20 protein-coding genes are annotated in these 17,509 nt (G+C 73.2%); 6 read left to right on the forward strand and 14 right to left on the reverse strand.

Annotated elements, in window-relative coordinates:
• Positions 1–65 precede the first annotated feature (65 nt).
• Positions 66–482: an ArsR/SmtB family transcription factor gene (locus ACODR5_RS12540; RefSeq protein WP_449854927.1), complete on the reverse strand. Its 417-nt coding sequence runs from the start codon at positions 480–482 to the stop codon at positions 66–68.
• Positions 483–593: 111 nt separating this feature from the next.
• On the opposite strand from ACODR5_RS12540, the gene ACODR5_RS12545 reads away from it, so the two are divergent.
• The 5 genes from ACODR5_RS12545 (at position 594) to proC (ending at position 4,872) form a co-directional block, all read left to right on the forward strand.
• Positions 594–1,997, forward strand: coding sequence for a TrkH family potassium uptake protein (locus ACODR5_RS12545; protein WP_449854930.1), 1,404 nt, complete (start codon positions 594–596; stop codon positions 1,995–1,997).
• Positions 1,990–2,661: a potassium channel family protein gene (locus ACODR5_RS12550; RefSeq protein WP_460816900.1), complete on the forward strand. Its 672-nt coding sequence runs from the start codon at positions 1,990–1,992 to the stop codon at positions 2,659–2,661. The genes ACODR5_RS12545 and ACODR5_RS12550 overlap by 8 nt, the downstream gene beginning before the upstream one ends.
• Positions 2,662–2,743: 82 nt before the next feature.
• Positions 2,744–3,664, forward strand: coding sequence for a hypothetical protein (locus tag ACODR5_RS12555; RefSeq protein WP_488983819.1), 921 nt, complete (start codon positions 2,744–2,746; stop codon positions 3,662–3,664).
• Positions 3,665–3,715: 51 nt separating this feature from the next.
• On the forward strand, positions 3,716–3,892 hold the full coding sequence (locus tag ACODR5_RS12560; RefSeq protein WP_449854924.1) for a CsbD family protein: 177 nt from the start codon (positions 3,716–3,718) through the stop codon (positions 3,890–3,892).
• Positions 3,893–3,990: 98 nt separating this feature from the next.
• Positions 3,991–4,872: a pyrroline-5-carboxylate reductase gene (proC, locus tag ACODR5_RS12565; protein ID WP_488983820.1), complete on the forward strand. Its 882-nt coding sequence runs from the start codon at positions 3,991–3,993 to the stop codon at positions 4,870–4,872.
• Positions 4,873–4,886: 14 nt separating this feature from the next.
• On the opposite strand, the gene ACODR5_RS12570 is transcribed toward proC, so the two are convergent.
• From ACODR5_RS12570 to coaA, 13 genes are all read right to left on the reverse strand, one after another.
• Positions 4,887–5,291 (reverse strand): hypothetical protein, encoded by a 405-nt coding sequence (locus ACODR5_RS12570; RefSeq protein ID WP_449854922.1) that lies wholly within the window; start codon positions 5,289–5,291, stop codon positions 4,887–4,889.
• Positions 5,288–6,403, reverse strand: coding sequence for a tRNA (adenosine(37)-N6)-threonylcarbamoyltransferase complex transferase subunit TsaD (gene tsaD, locus ACODR5_RS12575; protein ID WP_488983821.1), 1,116 nt, complete (start codon positions 6,401–6,403; stop codon positions 5,288–5,290). Before tsaD ends, ACODR5_RS12570 begins: the two co-directional genes overlap by 4 nt.
• Positions 6,394–6,900, reverse strand: coding sequence for a ribosomal protein S18-alanine N-acetyltransferase (gene rimI / locus ACODR5_RS12580; protein WP_488983822.1), 507 nt, complete (start codon positions 6,898–6,900; stop codon positions 6,394–6,396). The genes tsaD and rimI overlap by 10 nt, the downstream gene beginning before the upstream one ends.
• Complete coding sequence (tsaB, locus tag ACODR5_RS12585; protein ID WP_488983823.1) at positions 6,897–7,553, reverse strand: tRNA (adenosine(37)-N6)-threonylcarbamoyltransferase complex dimerization subunit type 1 TsaB; 657 nt, start codon at positions 7,551–7,553, stop codon at positions 6,897–6,899. The genes rimI and tsaB overlap by 4 nt, the downstream gene beginning before the upstream one ends.
• Positions 7,554–7,600: 47 nt before the next feature.
• Entirely contained in the window at positions 7,601–8,194 is a 594-nt protein-coding gene (locus tag ACODR5_RS12590) for a hypothetical protein (protein WP_488983824.1), read from the reverse strand.
• On the reverse strand, positions 8,178–9,008 hold the full coding sequence (locus ACODR5_RS12595) for a prolipoprotein diacylglyceryl transferase (protein ID WP_488983825.1): 831 nt from the start codon (positions 9,006–9,008) through the stop codon (positions 8,178–8,180). The genes ACODR5_RS12590 and ACODR5_RS12595 overlap by 17 nt, the downstream gene beginning before the upstream one ends.
• A 4-nt stretch (positions 9,009–9,012) precedes the next feature.
• Positions 9,013–9,324 carry a hypothetical protein gene (locus tag ACODR5_RS12600; protein WP_449854916.1) on the reverse strand — a complete coding sequence of 104 codons (312 nt, stop codon included), beginning with the start codon at positions 9,322–9,324 and terminating at the stop codon, positions 9,013–9,015.
• Complete coding sequence (locus ACODR5_RS12605) at positions 9,321–10,943, reverse strand: radical SAM protein (RefSeq protein WP_488983826.1); 1,623 nt, start codon at positions 10,941–10,943, stop codon at positions 9,321–9,323. Before ACODR5_RS12605 ends, ACODR5_RS12600 begins: the two co-directional genes overlap by 4 nt.
• A gap of 63 nt (positions 10,944–11,006) precedes the next feature.
• The gene (gene tsaE, locus ACODR5_RS12610; protein WP_460817132.1) at positions 11,007–11,447 is read right to left on the reverse strand and encodes a tRNA (adenosine(37)-N6)-threonylcarbamoyltransferase complex ATPase subunit type 1 TsaE; all 441 of its coding nucleotides are present in this window, start codon (positions 11,445–11,447) and stop codon (positions 11,007–11,009) included.
• 47 nt (positions 11,448–11,494) lie between these two features.
• Positions 11,495–12,610, reverse strand: a complete 1,116-nt coding sequence (gene alr, locus ACODR5_RS12615; RefSeq protein WP_488983827.1) for an alanine racemase — start codon at positions 12,608–12,610, stop codon at positions 11,495–11,497.
• The gene (locus tag ACODR5_RS12620) at positions 12,603–13,004 is read right to left on the reverse strand and encodes a holo-ACP synthase (protein ID WP_449854913.1); all 402 of its coding nucleotides are present in this window, start codon (positions 13,002–13,004) and stop codon (positions 12,603–12,605) included. The genes alr and ACODR5_RS12620 overlap by 8 nt, the downstream gene beginning before the upstream one ends.
• Before the next feature lie 16 nt (positions 13,005–13,020).
• Positions 13,021–14,874: a glutamine--fructose-6-phosphate transaminase (isomerizing) gene (glmS, locus tag ACODR5_RS12625; protein WP_460816918.1), complete on the reverse strand. Its 1,854-nt coding sequence runs from the start codon at positions 14,872–14,874 to the stop codon at positions 13,021–13,023.
• Positions 14,875–15,060: 186 nt separating this feature from the next.
• Positions 15,061–16,014: a type I pantothenate kinase gene (gene coaA, locus ACODR5_RS12630; RefSeq protein ID WP_488983829.1), complete on the reverse strand. Its 954-nt coding sequence runs from the start codon at positions 16,012–16,014 to the stop codon at positions 15,061–15,063.
• A gap of 143 nt (positions 16,015–16,157) precedes the next feature.
• Here coaA and ACODR5_RS12635 point away from each other — a divergent pair, with 143 nt between their 5' ends.
• Positions 16,158–17,093 carry a Ppx/GppA phosphatase family protein gene (locus tag ACODR5_RS12635; RefSeq protein ID WP_488983828.1) on the forward strand — a complete coding sequence of 312 codons (936 nt, stop codon included), beginning with the start codon at positions 16,158–16,160 and terminating at the stop codon, positions 17,091–17,093.
• The last annotated feature ends 416 nt before the right edge of the window (positions 17,094–17,509 follow it).

Genomic DNA, 17,509 nt, shown 5'->3' on the forward strand with positions numbered 1-17,509 from the left:
GCGCCGGCGCGAGCACGCGAGCGGCACGGCGAAGCCGTGCCCGAGCGCGCGCAGATCCAAAAAAACTAAGCCCCAAGCCGCTTCAGCGCGGACTGGACGACGTTCTTGGCCGAGGCGGCGGCGCGGCCGACGGCCTCGGCGGCGCGGGCGGCGGGCTCCGGCAGGGCGGGCGCCTGCAGCGAGGCGACCTCGTCGATCAGGTCGGCCTCGTCGACGAAGAACGGCACGAGCCAGTCGTCGACCTCCTCGAGCGGCGCCGACGCGAGGCTGTAGTAGCGGTGCTGGCCCTCCTCGCGCACGGAGACGAGCTCGGCCTCGCGCAGCACCTTCAGGTGCTTCGACACGGTGGGCTGGCTGACGCCGAGCTCCGCGACGATCTCCGACACGCTCGTGCCGCGGTCCCCCTCCGACGAGCGGCGCAGCAGCAGTTGCAGGATGTCTCGCCTCGTGCCGTCCGCGATCACGTCGAAGATGTCCGCCATGTGGTCGAGGGTAGCGGGCGCGACGCGGGAGTACCATGAGGACGTTCTGGCTCGGAGGGGGATCGGATGTCGCAGGGCGCTTTCAGCGCGCGCGTCGATGCCCTCGGCGGCATGAAGCAGGTGCGGCGCCGCGTCGGCCACTTCTTCCGCGAGTTCACGACGTCGTCGCCGGCGCGCTTCGCGATCCTCGTGTTCCTGCTGCTCGTCGCCCTGTGGACGACGCTGCTGGCGCTGCCGATCTCGTCGGCGGGGCGCGAGACGACTCCGTTCGCCGACGCGCTGTTCACGGCCGTCTCGACCATCTGCGTCACGGGCCTCGTCACGGTCGACATGGCCACCCACTGGTCGGCCTTCGGCAACGCCGTCATCTTCATCGGCGTGAACATCGGCGGCATGGGCGCGCTCACGCTCGCGTCGATGCTGGGGCTCATCATCTCCAAGCGGCTGGGGCTGCGCGCCAAGCTCATCGCGGCGGGCGACACGAACCCGCTGCGCGCCCACGGCGGGGCGGTGAGCGAGAGCCAGGCCGTGCGGCTCGGCGAGGTCGGCCAGCTGCTGCGCACCGTCGCCCTCTCGACGCTCGTGATCGAGGCCGGCGCGGCGATCCTGCTGTACCTGCCGATCGTCGGCGCGGGCTACACGTGGCTGGAGGCGGCCTGGTACGCGCCGTACTACGCCGCCATGGCGTTCACGAACACGGGCTTCACCCCGAATCCGGGCGGGATCGCGGTCTTCGCGCACGACTACTTCTTCCTCACCGTGATGATGGGCGCCGTCTTCCTCGGCAGCATCGGCTTCCCGGTGATCTACGCGCTGTCGAAGCAGCTGCTGCGGCCGCGGCGCTGGTCGCTGCACGTCAAGCTGACGCTCGTCACGACCGTCATCCTGTTCTTCGCGGGCGCGGCGGCGTTCCTCGCCCTCGAGTACGAGAACCCCGGCACGTACGGATCGATGAACGCGTGGGACACGATCTTCCAGTCGTTCTTCATGTCGGCGATGACGCGATCCGGGGGCTTCGCCGTCGTCGACATCGGGGAGCTGTACGGCTCGAGCATGGTCGTCGGCTCGATGCTCATGTTCGTCGGCGGCGGCTCGGCGTCCACCGCCGGCGGCATCAAGGTCACCACGCTCGCGGTGCTCGCGCTCAGCGTGTGGTCGGAGGCGAAGGGCCGCCGCAGCGTCGAGGCGTTCGGCCGGCGCATCCCGAGCGACGTGCAGCGCGTCGCCGTGGCGGTGCTCGCGTGGGGCGCGACGATCTGCGCGCTGTCGACGATCGTCATCGCGCAGATCACGCACGCGCCGATCGCCGAGGTGCTGTTCGACGTGATCTCGGGCTTCGCGACGGTCGGCCTGTCGACGGGGCTGACCGAGACGCTCCCCGATCCCGCGCTGTATGTGCTCTCGGCGACGATCTTCATGGGCCGCGTTGGTACAGTCACTCTTGCCGCGGCGGTCGCCGCGACGTCCCGCTCGCAGCTCTACTCGCTCCCCGTGGAAAGGCCGATCGTTGGTTGAGCAGATCCGCAACGACGCCCCCGTGCTCGTGATCGGACTCGGACGCTTCGGCGCGGCGTGCGCCGGCGAGCTCGACCGGCTCGACCGCGACGTGCTGGCCATCGACGAGAACCTCGAGCTCGTGCAGAAGTGGTCCGAGCGCGTCACCCACGCCGTGCAGGCCGACGCGCGCAGCATCGACGCGCTCAAGCAGATCGGCGCGGCGGACTTCCAGGTGGCGGTCGTCGCGGTCGGCTCGTCGATCGAGGCGTCGGTGCTCATCACGGCCAACCTCGTCGACCTCAAGGTGCCGCAGATCTGGGCGAAGGCGGTGTCGCAGTCGCACGGCAAGATCCTCGCCCGCGTGGGCGCGAACCACGTCATCTACCCGGAGCGCGAGGCGGGGGAGCGCGTCGCGCACCTCGTGGGCGGGCGCATGCTCGACTTCATCCGCTTCGACGACGACTTCGTGCTGACGAAGATGTACCCGCCGCGGTTCATCCGCGGCATCGGCCTGAACGAGTCGGGCGTGCGCACCAAGTACAACGTGACCGTGGTGGGCGTGAAGAGCCCGGGCCGCCCGTTCCGCTACGCGGAGGCGAACACGGTGGTGACCAACCACGACCTCATCATCGTCTCGGGCACGAGCGAGGACGTCGAGCGCTTCGCCTCCCTCGACCGCTGACGGCGGCGCCACAGGGTACGACCCAGGGGCCGCTCGCGCAACGGGGGTTCGCCGGGCCCGGCTTTCGTCCTACCGTGGCGGCATGAGCCAGGGAACGCAGGACGGCAGGGACCGCGACGTCCCGCCCGTGGACCGAGGCACCGCACCGGAGGATCGGCGCGAGCAGCCGCTTGAGCGGGAGCCGCTGCGGGACGACCCGGCCTATCGCGCCGGGGTCGAGGACGCCCGCCGCGGCGACGCGGTGCGCGACGACGACGCGGTGACGCGCGACGACGCCGAGACGCGCGTGCTGGCCCGCGACGACGCCGAGCGCGACGACACGTCGCGGAACCGGGAGGACGCGCGACGCCGCCGCGACGCGGACGAGCGGGCGGCGACGAGGTCGGACGCGGACGCGGAGCCGAGCAGGCTCGACGCCGTGCCGGGCGACCGGCGCGCGCTGCGCGAGGAGATCGTGGACCGCGAGCGCGAGCGCTTCGGCGGGATCAAGTTCGGCTCGGCCTTCTTCGGCTGGCTGGCCGCGATGGGCACCGCGGTGCTCCTGACGGCCCTCGCGGCCGCCGTCGGCGCCGGCGTCAGCTGGGGCACGGGCACGACCGTCGGCGAGGCCGGCGAGGCCGCGGCCGACAACCCGACGGGCGCGAGCATCCTCGGGGCGATCGTGCTGGCGGTGCTGCTGTTCGTGGCGTACTTCGCCGGCGGCTACGTGGCCGGGCGGATGGCGCGCTTCAACGGCGCCAAGCAGGGGTTCGCGGTGTGGCTGTGGGCGATCGTCGTCGCGGTGGTCGTCGCGGTGGTCACCGCGATCGCCGGCAGCCAGTGGGACATCCTCGCGATGTTCAACGGCTTCCCGCGCATCCCCGTCACGCCCGAGACGGCCACGACCACCGGCATCCTCACCGCCGTCGGCGCCGCGATCGTGACGCTGATCGGCGCCGTCCTCGGCGGGATGGCCGGCATGAGGTACCACCGCAGGGTCGACCGCGTCGGCCTCGGTGGCTGAGAGAGACCGACACCGGCGGCACACACGCCGCCCCGACAGGAAGGAGCGCCCATGGGCCTCGGAGACGACATCAAGCACAAGGCGGAGGAGCTCGGCGGCAAGGCCAAGGAGCACACGGGCAAGGCGACCGACGACGAGTCGCTCGAGGCCGAGGGCCAGGGCGACCAGCTCAAGGCCAAGGCCAAGAAGGTCGGCGACGACGTCAAGGACGCCTTCACCGACCGCTGAGCCCTGCACCGATCGCTGAGCATCGTGTCCGCACGACAGCGGCCCGACGGCCCGCGCGCATCATCGCGCGCGGGCCGTCGGTTGCCTACGATGGGGTCATGAGCGACACCCTGCCCTCGATCGCGTTCATCGGTGCCGGATCGATGGGGGGAGCGATCGTGCGCGGGCTCGCCGCGAGCGGCACGACGGTGGACGGCGGGATCGTCGTCACGAACCGCACGGCCGCGCGCGCCGCATCGCTCGCGGGTCTCGACGGCGTGACGAGCGTCGCGCTCGAGGAGCGGCCCGAGGGCAACGCGGAGGCGGTGGCCGGGGCGCGCGTCGTCGTGCTCGGCGTCAAGCCGCACCTCATGCCCGAGCTGCTGCTCGAGATCGCCCCGCACGTGCGCGAGGACGCGATCGTCGTCACCCTCGCGGCCGGCGTGCCGCTGGCGGCATACGAGGCGCGCCTCCCGGGAACCGCGGTGGTGCGCGCCATGCCGAACACGCCGTCCACCGTCGGCCGCGGCGTCACGGGCATCGCGGCGGGCACGCACGCGACGCCGGAGGACGCGGCGATCGTGCGGCGGCTGTTCGAGACCGTGGGCGACGTGCTCGAGGTCGACGGCGACGACGGCATCGACGCCATCTCGACGATCTCGGGATCGGGCCCCGCCTACGTCTACCTCTTCATCGAGAAGCTCGCCGAGGCCGCGCGGCACCGCGGGTTCTCGGACGCCGACGCCCGCCTGCTGGCGGCCCGCACGTTCTCGGGCGCCACGGCGCTGCTCGACGCGGAGGGCGAGGCGCCCGAAGAGCTGCGCCGCCGCGTGACGAGCCCCAAGGGCACGACCGAGCGGGCCATCGCCGTGCTGCAGGACGCCGACCTCGGCCGCGTGCTCGCCGACGCCACCGACGCGGCCTTCGCCCGCGCCAGGGAGCTCGCGGGCACGATCGCCGCCCCGCCGACCGAGGCGATCATCCTCAAGTCCTCCGACTGACGCGCCGCCGCGCGTCAGCCGACGGGCGTCGCGCGGAGCTGGTCGACGATCCAGCCGATCCAGAACGAGGCGCACGCCGAGCCGAGGATGCCCAGGCCGAGGCCCCACCACGCGTGCGCCCTGCGCTCCCACGTGCGGCGCAGCGCGACGATCGCGAGCAGCGCGCCGGCCACCGACACCGGCATGCCCCACGGCACGAACCACGACAGCACGAGGCCGATCGCCGACGCGGTGAGCGACACGCCCGCGAGCGGGCGGCGCACCCGCACGGCGGCCGCGCGGCGCGGGGCCTGGGGCGCGGGATCGGCGGGCACGTCGTGCGCGAGACTCGCGATCAGCTCGATCGGGTCGGTCACGGCGCGCTCGAGCACCTCGCGCGGCCGCTCCCCCGCCTCGTCGTGACGCAGCGGGTCGCTCATCCGTCGCTCCCGGCGCCCTGCGCCTGGGCCACGGCGGCCGGCGCCGATTCGGCGACCTGGATCTCGGTCACCGGCAGCGTCGAGTCCGCGCCGAACGCGAGCGTCGACGGCCGCCGTCCGGACGCGATGAGCTCGGCCGCCAGGCCCGCGATCATCGCCCCGTTGTCGGTGCACAGGCTCAGCGGCGGGATGCGCACGGTCACGCCCTGCGCGGCGCCCCGAGCCAGTGCCACCTCGCGCAGCCGCCGGTTGGCGATCACGCCGCCGCCCAGCAGCAGCCGCGGCACACCGTGCGCGGCACACGCGTCGAGCGCCTTGGTCACGAGCACGTCGACCACCGCCTCGCGGAAGCTCGCGGCGACGTCGGCCAGCGGCACGGCCTCGCCCGCGGCCTCGCGCTGCTCGATCCAGCGCGCCACCGCCGTCTTCAGGCCCGAGAAGGAGAAGTCCCAGCGGTGCTTCTCGCGGTCGCTCGCGCGCGAGAGGCCCCGGGGGAAGCGGATCGCGTTCGCATCGCCGCCCTCGGCCGCGCGGTCGATCTGCGGGCCGCCCGGGTACGGCAGGCCCAGGATGCGCGCGACCTTGTCGAACGCCTCGCCCGCCGCGTCGTCCACGGTCTCGCCCAGCAGCTCGACGTCGCTCGTCAGGTCGCGCACGAGCAGCAGCGACGTGTGCCCGCCGCTCACGAGCAGCGCCACCGTGGGGTACTCGAGCGGCTCGGTGCCCGCGGTGAGGATGTCGGCGGCGATGTGGCCGACGAGGTGGTTGACGGCGTAGAGCGGCTTCTCGAGCGACACGGCGAGCGCCTTCGCGGCGCCGACGCCCACCATGAGGGCGCCGGCCAGGCCGGGACCGCTCGTCACGGCCACGGCGTCGAGGTCGCCGAGCCGCACGCCCGCCTCGTCGAGCGCTCTCTCGATCGCCGGCTGCAGCGCCTCCAGGTGGGCGCGCGCGGCGACCTCGGGCACGACGCCGCCGTAGCGGGCGTGCTCGTCCATACTGCTGGCGATCGTGTTGCTCAGCAGCGTGCGCCCGCGCACGATGCCGATGCCGGTCTCGTCGCAGCTCGTCTCGATGCCCAGCACGAGCGGCTCGCTGCGGTTCACGTGCATGCCCCCGCCTCCTGCGCGCGCGGCGCGCGCGCCGCGTCCCACGCGCGCACGTCGAGCCTCATGACGACGGCGTCGACGCCGTCGGGCTGGTAGTACCGCGGGCGCACGCCGATCTCGGCGAAGCCCTCGGACGCGTACAGGCGCTGCGCCACGGGGTTGTCGGCGCGCACCTCGAGGAACAGCTCGCGCACCCGCCGCCGGGCGGCCTCGTCGATGAGGTGGCGCAGCAGGGTGCGCCCCTGGCCGCGCCCGCGCACCGACGCGTCGAGCGCGATGGTCTGGATGTCGCCGTCGGCGGCGTTCGGCAGCGCCCGCAGGCCGGCGTAGCCGACGATGCGGCCGGCCTGCTCGACCACCACGTACGCGCCGTGCGGGCCGCGCAGCTCCTCGGCCATCATCGCCTCGCTCCAGGCGTCGGTCGGGAACGAGTCGCGCTCGATCGCCATGATGGCGCCGAGGTCGTCGGGCGTGGCGGGGCGGATGACGGCGGCGCTCATGCGCTCACCCGCTTGGGCGTGTGGCCCTCGACCACGTCGGGCGAGCGCAGGTACAGCGGCTCGGCCATCGGCTCGACGCGGCCGGCCGCGATGAGGCGGGCGGCGAGCGCCCCGAGGGCCGCGGCGGAGACGGCGGTGGTGAGCTGCGGCACGTACCCCTCCGTGCGCGCGGGCTCGAGCTCCGGCCCGCGCGTGCGCACCGGGATGCCGTCGTCGTCGAGCGCCGTGTACGACGAGACCGCCCACTCGCGGCGCCGCGCGTCGGTGACGACCGTGAACGTCGGGTCGGCGCCGGCGGGGATCATCGGGTGCCCCGCGGCCGCCTCGTCCTCGGCCGGGCGCGTGAGGTGCGCGAACGCGATCGCGTCGTGGCTGACGACGGGGATCAGGGGGATCCCGCGGCCCATCGCGAAGGCCCGCGCGGCCGCGATGCCGATCCGCAGGCCGGTGAACGGTCCGGGGCCCATGCCGGCGGCGACGTGCGTGATGTCGGCGGGGGCGACGCCGGCCTCGTCGAGCACGCGCACGAGCAGATCGCCGATCACCTCGGCGTGCCCGCGCGGGCTCTCGCTCTCGGCGCGGGCGTGCACCGCGCCATCGGTCCCGACCACGGCGACGGTCGAGCCGATCGAGGTGTCGACGGCCAGGATCATGCCTCCAGGGTAATCCGGCACCCTGATCCGAAGCCGTGGGCTGCGCGTCACAGACCGCCCGACAGCACCACCACGCACACCCCGAAGAAGATGATCGGGGCCGCCGCGATGCTGATGAGGGCGCCGACCCCGAAGCTCCGCGTGCGCGCGAAGCAGACCATGAGGATGCCGCCGAGGATGAGGAGGGCGTACACCGGCGCCTGCAGCCCGGAGGCGGAGCCCACCGTGAACCCGAGGGTCATCACGACGATCTGCAGGACGACCGACCCGATCAGGCCGATCGTCACGCCCCACCCGAACGACACCCCGCCGAGCTGCCGGGGCGCCTCGGGCGGCACCGGGTGGCCGTACGGCACCGGGGATCCGTACGGCGGCTGCCCATAGGGCTGCTGGCCGGGCGGCGGCGCGTACGGCGGCTGGCCATACGGCGGCCCGTACGGCGGCTGGCCGGCGCCGTGCTGCCCGTGCGGCGGCGGCGCTCCCGGGGCGACCCAGCCCGTGGCGGCACCGGGCGCCTGCGGGAGCGGCGGCGGCGCCTGGCCCCCGCCCGCCGGCGGGACGAACGGGCCCCCGGGCGGGAGGGCCGGATCGGTGCCCTCGGGCGGCGCGGGGTCGGCGGGCTGGTCAGGCGGGTTGCTCATTCGGCACCGTCCTCTCGGGGGTGGCGGGAAGCGGCGCGGGGCCGGGGGCGCGGAACCGCCCGGTGCGGATCATCCACACGATCCGGGCGAACAGCAGCGGCAGGGTCACGAGCAGGAACAGCTGCGGCCGTGTGAACCACAGCCAGGCCACGTCGTTGCCGCGGACGAACTCGACGAGGAAGCGGAAGACGCCGTACGCGGCGACGTACAGCGTGAGGGTCTCGCCCGGCGCGATCGGGCGATGCCGCAGCCAGAACCAGAGCAGGGCGAACGCGACCGCGTGGAACACGATCTCGTACACGAAGCTGGGGTGCAGCGGCACCCCGGCCACGCTGCCGGTGTACGCCGCCGCGGCCTCGTCGAGCACGATGCCCCAGTGCGCGTGCGTGGGCGTGCCCGGCTCCTCGGTGAGCAGGCAGCCGCAGCGGCCCACGCACATCGCGAGGGCCACGGCCGGGGCGAACAGGTCACCGGTGCGTCCCGGGTACCGCACGATGCGCTTGGCGACGTGCACGCCGAGCCACGCGCCGACCAGCGCCGAGAGCATCGACGCGTTGCCGACCGACAGCTGCTCGACCAGGCTCAGGTTCTGCGAGGGGTCGAGGTGCTGCGCCCACGTGCCCAGGCGTGCCAGGAGGGAGGCCCCGGCGAGCGCGCCGAGCACGAGGTACCAGACGCGGTAGTCGGTGACGCCCCGCCGCCGCTTCTCGATGACGAACACGAGCCCCGCCGCGAGCAGTCCGAGGGCGACGAACGCCGAGTGCGTGTCGACCGGCGGCAGCCAGTCGGCCAGGTCGTGCAGGGTCGGGAACACGGCATCACCCCAGCAGGCGGATCCAGAGGCCGATCCAGAGCGGCACGGCGGCGGCCGCGAGCACCGCGATCACCCACAGGTACGCCAGCACGAGGCGGGTGTCGCCGAGCTTGCAGCGCGAGCGGAGCAGCCCCGCCCGCCGGGCGCGCGTGTAGCCGCCGATCGCGATGAGGGCGAACACGAGCACCGCCACCGGGCCGAGCAGGCAGGCCAGGAGCGCGACGGTGGTGTAGACGCAGAGCCGCAGCGGATCGAACGGGGGCGCGGGATCGCCGACCGTCGCGTCGTACCGGTTCAGCCCGTCGTACGCGCTCACGACGCCACCACCGGAAGGGTGCGGCGCACGGGGCCGAGCTGCGGGGCGAGCTCGCGCGCGCCCGTCGCGGTGGACAGCCGCGTGCGCCCGAGCGGCGCCCACGCCTGCACGGCGCAGAACGGGGCGCACTGGTGGGCGTCGGTCGTCTCGTTGACGGTCGCCACGTGCACGCAGCACTGCAGCAGCCGCTCCTCGATCATCGTGTTCATGTCCATGAAGGGCTTGATCGTGATGCGCTTGACGCGCGCGGCGAGCAGCTTCCGCAGCCGCTGGTGCTGGCCGGGCAGCCGCGATGCGGCGAGCGTGGCCAGCGTGCCGATGCCGAGGTCGCAGGCCTGGCAGATGTCGCGCCAGATGTCGATCATCGAGGGGTGCGACAGCGAGGACTGCTCGCTCAGCAGGTCGAGGAGCGAGGCCTTCACGACCTCGCGGATCTTCTTGTTCACCTGCGAGTCGGCGATCCGGTTGGCGATGAGATCCGGCTCGAGATCGAGGAACTGCTTGAGGCGCTCGTGCCCGATCAGCCCCACGAGCGACTTCCACTCCCCGGCGTCGTCCTGCAGCAGGTAGCCGACCGAGCAGCAGTGCGGGTGACTGCACGGCAGCGCGGTGAGGTCGTGCCACGTGACGAGGTCGTCGGTCTGCGGGCCGAGCCGCGCGAGCACGCCCGTGTGCGTGAGCCGGTCGTCCGGATCGATCCCGGCCGAGCGGCCCGATCCGAAGACGGGCTGGATCGTCACCCCGCCGACGAACGGGGTGTCGAGCGCGCGCCGGATGACCGCGCCGATCTCGTCGTCGTTCACGCCGAGGGCGGCCGTCATGGTGAGCGTCGTGAACACGCCCGCCTCCGAGAGCCGCTCGAGGGCGCGCTCCTTGAAGCGGCGGATGTCGGCGCCGCGGTGATAGGCGGAGGACTCCTTCGACTCGCCGTCGTACTGCAGGTAGATCTCCACCCGCTCCCTGTGCTTCTTCAGCACCTCGACGAACGCGTCGTCGCCTGCGATGCGCAGCCCGTTGGAGTTGATGAGGATGCGCACGACCGGCCGCGTGACGAGGTGATCGAGCAGCTGCTCGAGCCAGGGGTAGAGCGTGGGCTCCCCGCCCGAGAGCATGAGCACGTCGATCCGGCCGTTCTCGCGGGCCAGCCGCGCGTCCACCGACGCGAGCACTTCCGCCAGCGGCGCGACGGCCGCCTGGGCGGGGCTGGACTCGGCGAAGCACGTGGGGCAGCGCAGGTTGCAGTGGTCGGTGATGTCCTCGAGCAGGATGCACGTGTGCTGCGTCTGCATCTGCGGCAGGCCGTCCTCGTACGCGCTGGGCACGGGCTTGAAGTTGCCCCTCACGTCGGGCTCGTGCATCTTCGTCGGCGCGGTCCACTGCTCGAGGTACGACAGGATCTCGGCGGACTCGTCGTACAGCGTGCGGATGAGGCCGTGGTCGGGGCATCCGCGCTCCAGCCAGATGCGCCCGTCGCGGTTCGCGAGCCAGCCCGACAGCCGCCGCACGTCGGCGAGCGGCCGATCCGGCTCCTCCTCGTGGCACCGCGGGCAGAACGCGTTGACGTACCGGTGGATGCGGTGATCCCGCAGCGGCATCCCCGCACCCGGCTGGCTCCCCATGCCGTCAGGCTAGCGGCGATGCGCTCCCGCCATGCGCTTCTCCACAGGCCGCGCGCCGCGGCGTCACGGCCGGCGGGCGATGGTGACGACGCGGGGCGCGTCGGCGTCGAGGTCCTCCGCCGAGCGTGCGGGGCCGGCGTCCGCTCCCCCGTCGCCGACGGGCCGTTCGATCTCGACGTCCCACCACGTGTCGCGCAGGCCCTCGACCTTGCCGCGGCCCCACTCCACGATGACGACCGACGCGTCGGCGTCGATGTCGAGGTCGTCGAGCTCCATCGCGTCGCCCACCCGGTAGGCGTCCGCGTGCACCAGCGGGGCGCCGCCGGTGAGCGACGGGTGCGTGCGGGCGATGACGAACGTGGGGCTCTGGATCGGCCCGCGCACCCCGAGACCGGCCGCGATGCCGCGCGTCAGCGTGGTCTTGCCCGCGCCGAGCGGGCCGGTCAGCACGATGAGGTCGCCCGCGCCGAGGCCCGCGCCGAGCCGCCGCCCGAGCTCCTCCATCTCGGCGGCCGACGCCACGTCGTGCCGCCCGAGCAGCGCGTCCGGGATCACGATGCCTCCGTCCGCGTCACGCGGGTGCCGATGCGCGTGACGATCTCGTAGTTGATCGTGCCCGCCGCCGCGGCCCAGTCCTCGACGGAGGGGGCGCCGGAAGCCGGATCGCCGAACAGCACCGCCTCGTCGCCCACCTCGACGGGGGCGTCGCCCACGTCGACGACGAACTGGTCCATCGCGATCGTGCCGGCCACGCGGAAGCGGCGGCCGCGGATCGCCACCGGCCCCGCGTTCGACGCCTGGCGCGGGATCCCGTCGGCGTATCCGAGCGGGACGAGCGCGAACGTCGTCTCACGCTCCGCGCGGTAGCGGTAGCCGTACGAGGCGCCGTGCCCCGCGGGCACGCGGCGGACCGCGGCGACGCGGGCGCGCAGCGTCATGGCCGGCCGCAGCCGCAGGTCGGCCGAGGTCGTCCCCTCCAGCGGCGAGAGGCCGTACAGCCCGATGCCCACCCGCACGGCGTCGAACCGCGCCTCGGGCAGCGTGATCGCGGCCGCCGTCGCGGCCAGGTGCCGGATGGCCGGGCGCACGCCGCGCGCGGCGGCGAGCGCGAGCCCGCTTTCGAACGCGCGCACCTGGGCGCGGTCGTCCTCGGAGGACGTGCCGCTGAGGTGGCTGAACACGCCCTCCACGCGCACCTCGCCCCGCGCGACCAGCTCGGCGGCGAGGTCGAACAGCGCCTCCCACTCCGCGGGCGCGGCGCCGTTGCGGCCGAGGCCCGTCTCGAGCTTGAGGTGCACGGCGGCCGCGCGGCCGCCGGCGCGCGCGGCCTCGGCCACGCGCCGCAGCTGCGCCACGCCCGAGACGCCGAGCTCGATGCCCGCCGCGACCGCGGGCGCGAAGTCGGCGTCCGGCCCGTGCAGCCACGCGATCACGGGCACGTCGACGCCCGCCGCGCGCAGCGCGTGCGCCTCGGCGAGGTCGGCGACGCCGAGCCGCGTGGCGCCGCCCGCGAGCGCCGCGCGCGCGGCGGTGAGCGCGCCGTGCCCGTAGCCGTCGGCCTTCACGACGGCGATGAACTCGCGCGTGTGGGCCAGCCGCCGCAGCGTGCGGGTGTTCGCCTCGATCGCGGCGGCGTCGATCAGGCCCTCGCGCAGCGGTTCAGTCATGCCCCTCACCGCCCGCGCCGGGCCCCTCGAGCGCCTCGCCTGGCCCCTCGAGCACCGCGTACGCGACGGCCAGGCCGGCATCATGCGAGAGCGAGAGGTGCGTGTGCGTCACCCCGCGCGCCGCGAGGGTGCGCGCCGTCTCCCCCGTCACCACGTACGCCGGCGCGCGGCGCTCCGCCAGGCGCGGCACCTCGATCTCTCGCCAGCTGACGCCGTCCGATCCGCCGAGCGCCTTGATGAGCGCCTCCTTGGCCGCGTACCGGGCGGCCAGCGAGCGCAGCGGCAGCTCGCGCTCGTGCGCGCTGAACAGGCGCTCGGCCAGGCGCGGCGACCCCTCGATCTGAGCCTGGAAGCGGTCGATGTCGACCACGTCCACGCCGATGCCGATGATCACGCCGCGCCCGCTGCATTCACTCGACCGTGACGGACTTCGCCAGGTTGCGGGGCTGGTCGACGTCGAGGCCCTTGGCGTTGGCCAGGCCCATCGCGAAGATGTGCAGCGGCACGACGGCCAGGATCGGCTCGAAGATCGGCCCGGCCAGCGGGATGCGCAGCACCTCGTCGGCGAACGGCAGCGCCGCGACGTCGCCCTCCTCGGCGATCGCGATGACGCGGGCGCCGCGGGCGCGGATCTCCTCGATGTTCGAGACGACCTTGGCGTGCAGCGTGGCCGCGCCGCGCGGCGAGGGCACGACGACGAACACGGGCTGACCCGGCTCGATGAGCGCGATCGGGCCGTGCTTGAGCTCGCCGGCGGCGAAGCCCTCGGCGTGGATGTACGACAGCTCCTTGAGCTTGAGCGCGCCCTCGAGGGCGATCGGGTAGCCCACGTTGCGGCCGAGGAACAGCACCGACCGCGTGTCGGCCATCCAGTGCGCGAGCTGCTCGATGTGCTCCTGCTCGTGCTCGAGGATCCAGCGGATCTTCTCGGGCAGCGCCTCGAGCTCGTGGATGCTGCGCGCGGCCTCGGCCGGCGACACGGTGCCGCGGATGCGGCCCACGTGCAGGGCGAGCAGGTAGAGCGCCGTGATCTGCGCGACGAACGCCTTCGTCGAGGCGACGGCGACCTCCGGGCCGGCGTGCGTGTAGACGACCGCGTCGGACTCGCGCGGGATCGTCGCGCCCTGCGTGTTGCAGATCGACAGCGTCTTGGCGCCGAGGCGCGCGGCCTCCTTGACCGCCATGAGCGTGTCCATCGTCTCGCCCGACTGGCTGATCGACACGACGAGCGTCTCGGGGTCGACGATCGGGTCGCGGTAGCGGAACTCGTGCGCCAGCTCGACGTCGACCGGGATGCGGGCCCACTTCTCGAGCGCGTACTTGCCGACCGTGCCGGCGTACGCGGCCGTGCCGCACGCGATGACGATGATCCGCTGGATGCCGGCGAACAGCTCGTCCATGCCGTCGAGCTCGGGGATGACGACCTGGCCGTCCTTCGCGCGGCCGAGGATCGTGTTGGCGACGGCCTCGGGCTCCTCGGAGATCTCCTTCGCCATGAAGCTGGGCCAGCCGCCCTTCTCGGCGGCGGACGCGTCCCACATCACCTCGAACGGCGAGGCCTCGACGACGTTCCCGTCGAAGTCGGTCACGGTGACGGTCTCGGGCGTGATCGCCACGATCTGGTCCTGGCCGATCGCGAGCGCGCGGCGGGTGTGCTCGACGAACGCCGCGACGTCGGAGCCGAGGAAGTTCTCGCCCTCGCCCAGGCCGATCACCAGCGGCGAGTTGCGGCGCGCGCCGACGACGAGGCCCGGCTGGTCCTTGTGCATCGCGAGCAGCGTGAACGCGCCCTCGAGGCGCTTCGCGACGCTGCGGAACGCCGCGACGAGGTCGCCGTCGTGCGCCTGGTACTCGCGGCCCAGCATGACGGCGGCCACCTCGGTGTCCGTCTCGCTGCGGAAGGCGTAGCCCTGGGCGAGCAGCTCCGAGCGCAGCTCGGCGAAGTTCTCGATGATGCCGTTGTGGATGACCGCGAGGCGGTCGTCGTCGGCCAGGTGCGGGTGCGCGTTCTGGTCGGTGGGGCCGCCGTGCGTGGCCCAGCGGGTATGGCCGATGCCCGTGGTGCCCGCGGGGATCGGCGCCGCGTCGAGCTGCTCGCGCAGGCGGGCGAGCTTGCCCGCCTTCTTGGCGGCGTGCAGGTCGCCGGCGCCGTCGATCACGGCGATGCCCGCGGAGTCGTAGCCGCGGTACTCGAGACGGGCGAGACCTGAAAGAAGGATGTCCTGGCTCTCACGGGGCCCGACATAGCCGACGATTCCACACATGCGAACGATTCTAGGTTCGCGCGGCTGGGAAACCGGACCGCGCGGCGTCATGCGGCTGTGCTGGTCGCTTCATCTGCGCGCCTCCGGCGCTCCGTTCAGCAACCGATCGGTGAAGCTCCCCGGTTGCTGAGCGGAGGCCGCGGAGCGGCCGGAGATGAAGCGACCACCCGAAGTCCGTGCGCGGCGTCAGACCTTGCGCAGCAGCACCGTGTCGACCGCGTGCGAGGCGCCCTTGCGCAGCACGAGCGTGGCGCGGTGCTTGGTGGGCAGCACGTTCTCGATGAGGTTCGGCATGTTGATGTCGTTCCAGTAGCCGAGCGCCGTCTGCACCGCCTCGTCGTCGCTGAGGTTCGCGAAGACGTTGAAGTACGACGCGGGGTTGGAGAACGCGCCCTCGCGCAGCGCGAGGAAGCGGTCGACGTACCAGGAGGCGATGTGGTCGGTCTCGGCGTCGACGTAGATGGAGAAGTCGAACAGGTCGCTCACCGACACCCCGTTGGGCGACGGCGGCGGCTGCAGCACGTTGAGCCCCTCGACGATGACGACGTCGGGGCGCCGCACGGTCACCTGCGCGTCGGGCACGATGTCGTAGCGAACGTGCGAGTAGAACGGCGCGTGCACCACCTCGGCGCCGCTCTTGACGTCGGTGAGGAACTTCACGAGCGCGCGGCGGTCGTACGACTCGGGGAACCCCTTGCGGTCCATCAGGCCGCGCCGCTCGAGCTCGGCGTTCGGGTACAGGAAGCCGTCGGTCGTGACGAGCTCGACGCGCGGGGTGTCGGACCACCGGCTCATCAGCTCGCGCAGCAGGCGCGCGATCGTCGACTTGCCGACGGCGACCGACCCGGCCACGCCCACGACGAACGGCGTCGTCTGGTCCTCCTCCCCGAGGAAGCTCGTCACGTCGGCGCCGATCCGGCGGTGCGCCTTCGCCCAGATGCTCAGCAGCCGGCTGAGGGGCAGGTAGACCTCGCGCACCTCGTTCAGGTCGAGCCGGTCGCCGATGCCGCGGATCTGCACGATCTCCTGCTCGGTGAGCGGCTGATCCATTCCGGCCGCCAGCCGCGCCCAGTCGGCGCGCGCGATCCCCCGGTACCGGGAGTGCGGGAGGGAATCGACTGCGGCGCTCATCCGCATCATCGTAGCCGCGGGCGCGGCAGCCATCCGCATCCCATCGGAATGCACCAACGAAGGAGATCGGCGCCCGCGGAGGCCGTTTCGGCGGCACACGCGCCCCCTCGCCGGATGATCTCCTTCGTTGTGCGGCCCGATAGCGTTCTCACATGCGTCTCGGCGTCCTCGACATCGGCTCGAACACCGTCCACCTGCTCGTCGCCGACGCGCACGCCGGGGGCCGGCCGCTCGCCACCACGAGCGAGAAGTCGGTGCTGCGGCTCATGCGGTACCTCGACGAGAACGGCGCCATCACGCGCGAGGGCGTCAGGGCCCTGCTGCGCGCGGTGCACAAGGCGAAGGTGGTCGCCGAGAAGGAGGGCGTGGCCGAGCTGCTCGCCACGGCGACGTCGGCGGTGCGCGAGGCGCGGAACGGGCGCGACGTGATCGCCGCGATCGAGGACGCGCTGGGGCAGCCGCTGCTCGTGCTCGGCGGCGACGACGAGGCGCGGATGACGTTCCTCGCGGTGCGCCGCTGGTTCGGCTGGTCGGCGGGGCGGATCCTGCTGTTCGACATCGGCGGCGGCTCGCTCGAGATCGCCAGCGGCAGCGAGGAGCTGCCGCACGCGGCGCACTCCGTGCCGCTGGGCGCGGGCCGCATGACGGTGCGCTTCCTGCCGAAGGACCCTCCCGGCGAGGGCGCGCTCGCGAAGCTGCGCGAGCACGCCGCCGAGTCGCTCGCACCGATCGCCCGGAAGTACAGGCGCCTGCCGCGCCCCGATCACGTCGTCGGCTCGTCGAAGACGATCCGCTCCCTGGCGCGGCTGGCGGGGTACCGCCGGCCCGGCTGGTCGGGCACCGAGCGCTGGATGCTGCCGCGCGAGTCGCTGGCCTCCTGGATCCCGGTGCTCGCGCGCATCCCGGCATCCGCGCGCCAGGAGCTGCCCGGCATCACGGCCGACCGCACCTTCCAGATCACGGCGGGGGCCGTCGTGCTGCACGAGGCGATGGCGGCGCTCGACGTCGAGGAGCTCGAGATCAGCCCGTGGGCCCTGCGCGAGGGCGTGATGCTGCGCCGGATCGAGGATCTCGCGAGCCGCCCCTGACCCGCCCGGCCCCGCTCCCTCGGGGCAGGACCGGCCTGCGCCAGCGACCGATGGGCGCAACCGACCGGTGAAACTCCCCGGTTGCTGAACGAAGGCCGCGCCAGCGGCCGAAGATGAAGCGACCACAGCAACTCCGCTCGTCGACCGCAGGCGCGAAGCGCCGGAGCGGAGACGGGCCGAGCGAGCGCAACGAGTCGAGGCCACGGGGTTGCGCCCTTGCTTTCGACTCCGGCCCCTTCGGGGCCTCCGCTCAAGCCGTCTCCGCTCGCTTCGCTCGGTCGACGACCGGTTGCGCTGGTCGCTTCATCTCCGGCGCTTCGCGCCTCCGTTCAGCAACCGATGGGTGCAACCGACCGGTGAAACCCCTCGGTTGCTGAACGAAGTGAGCGCCAGCGAACGAAGATGAAGCGACCACA

The organism is Microbacterium sp. FG3 (assembly GCF_057809335.1).

Coding starts and splice junctions, on each gene's coding strand:
- ACODR5_RS12570 (WP_449854922.1), bottom strand. CDS start 5,291: ATGAGCGACCCGCTGCGTCACGACGAGGCGGGGGAGCGGCCGCGCGAG.
- ACODR5_RS12605 (WP_488983826.1), bottom strand. CDS start 10,943: ATGGGGAGCCAGCCGGGTGCGGGGATGCCGCTGCGGGATCACCGCATC.
- rimI (WP_488983822.1), bottom strand. CDS start 6,900: ATGAGCGCCGCCGTCATCCGCCCCGCCACGCCCGACGACCTCGGCGCC.
- ACODR5_RS12590 (WP_488983824.1), bottom strand. CDS start 8,194: ATGAGCAACCCGCCTGACCAGCCCGCCGACCCCGCGCCGCCCGAGGGC.
- glmS (WP_460816918.1), bottom strand. CDS start 14,874: ATGTGTGGAATCGTCGGCTATGTCGGGCCCCGTGAGAGCCAGGACATC.
- alr (WP_488983827.1), bottom strand. CDS start 12,610: ATGACTGAACCGCTGCGCGAGGGCCTGATCGACGCCGCCGCGATCGAG.
- tsaB (WP_488983823.1), bottom strand. CDS start 7,553: ATGATCCTGGCCGTCGACACCTCGATCGGCTCGACCGTCGCCGTGGTC.
- coaA (WP_488983829.1), bottom strand. CDS start 16,014: ATGATGCGGATGAGCGCCGCAGTCGATTCCCTCCCGCACTCCCGGTAC.
- ACODR5_RS12540 (WP_449854927.1), bottom strand. CDS start 482: ATGGCGGACATCTTCGACGTGATCGCGGACGGCACGAGGCGAGACATC.
- ACODR5_RS12635 (WP_488983828.1), top strand. CDS start 16,158: ATGCGTCTCGGCGTCCTCGACATCGGCTCGAACACCGTCCACCTGCTC.
- ACODR5_RS12560 (WP_449854924.1), top strand. CDS start 3,716: ATGGGCCTCGGAGACGACATCAAGCACAAGGCGGAGGAGCTCGGCGGC.
- tsaE (WP_460817132.1), bottom strand. CDS start 11,447: ATGGAGGAGCTCGGGCGGCGGCTCGGCGCGGGCCTCGGCGCGGGCGAC.
- ACODR5_RS12545 (WP_449854930.1), top strand. CDS start 594: ATGAAGCAGGTGCGGCGCCGCGTCGGCCACTTCTTCCGCGAGTTCACG.
- ACODR5_RS12555 (WP_488983819.1), top strand. CDS start 2,744: ATGAGCCAGGGAACGCAGGACGGCAGGGACCGCGACGTCCCGCCCGTG.
- proC (WP_488983820.1), top strand. CDS start 3,991: ATGAGCGACACCCTGCCCTCGATCGCGTTCATCGGTGCCGGATCGATG.
- tsaD (WP_488983821.1), bottom strand. CDS start 6,403: ATGCACGTGAACCGCAGCGAGCCGCTCGTGCTGGGCATCGAGACGAGC.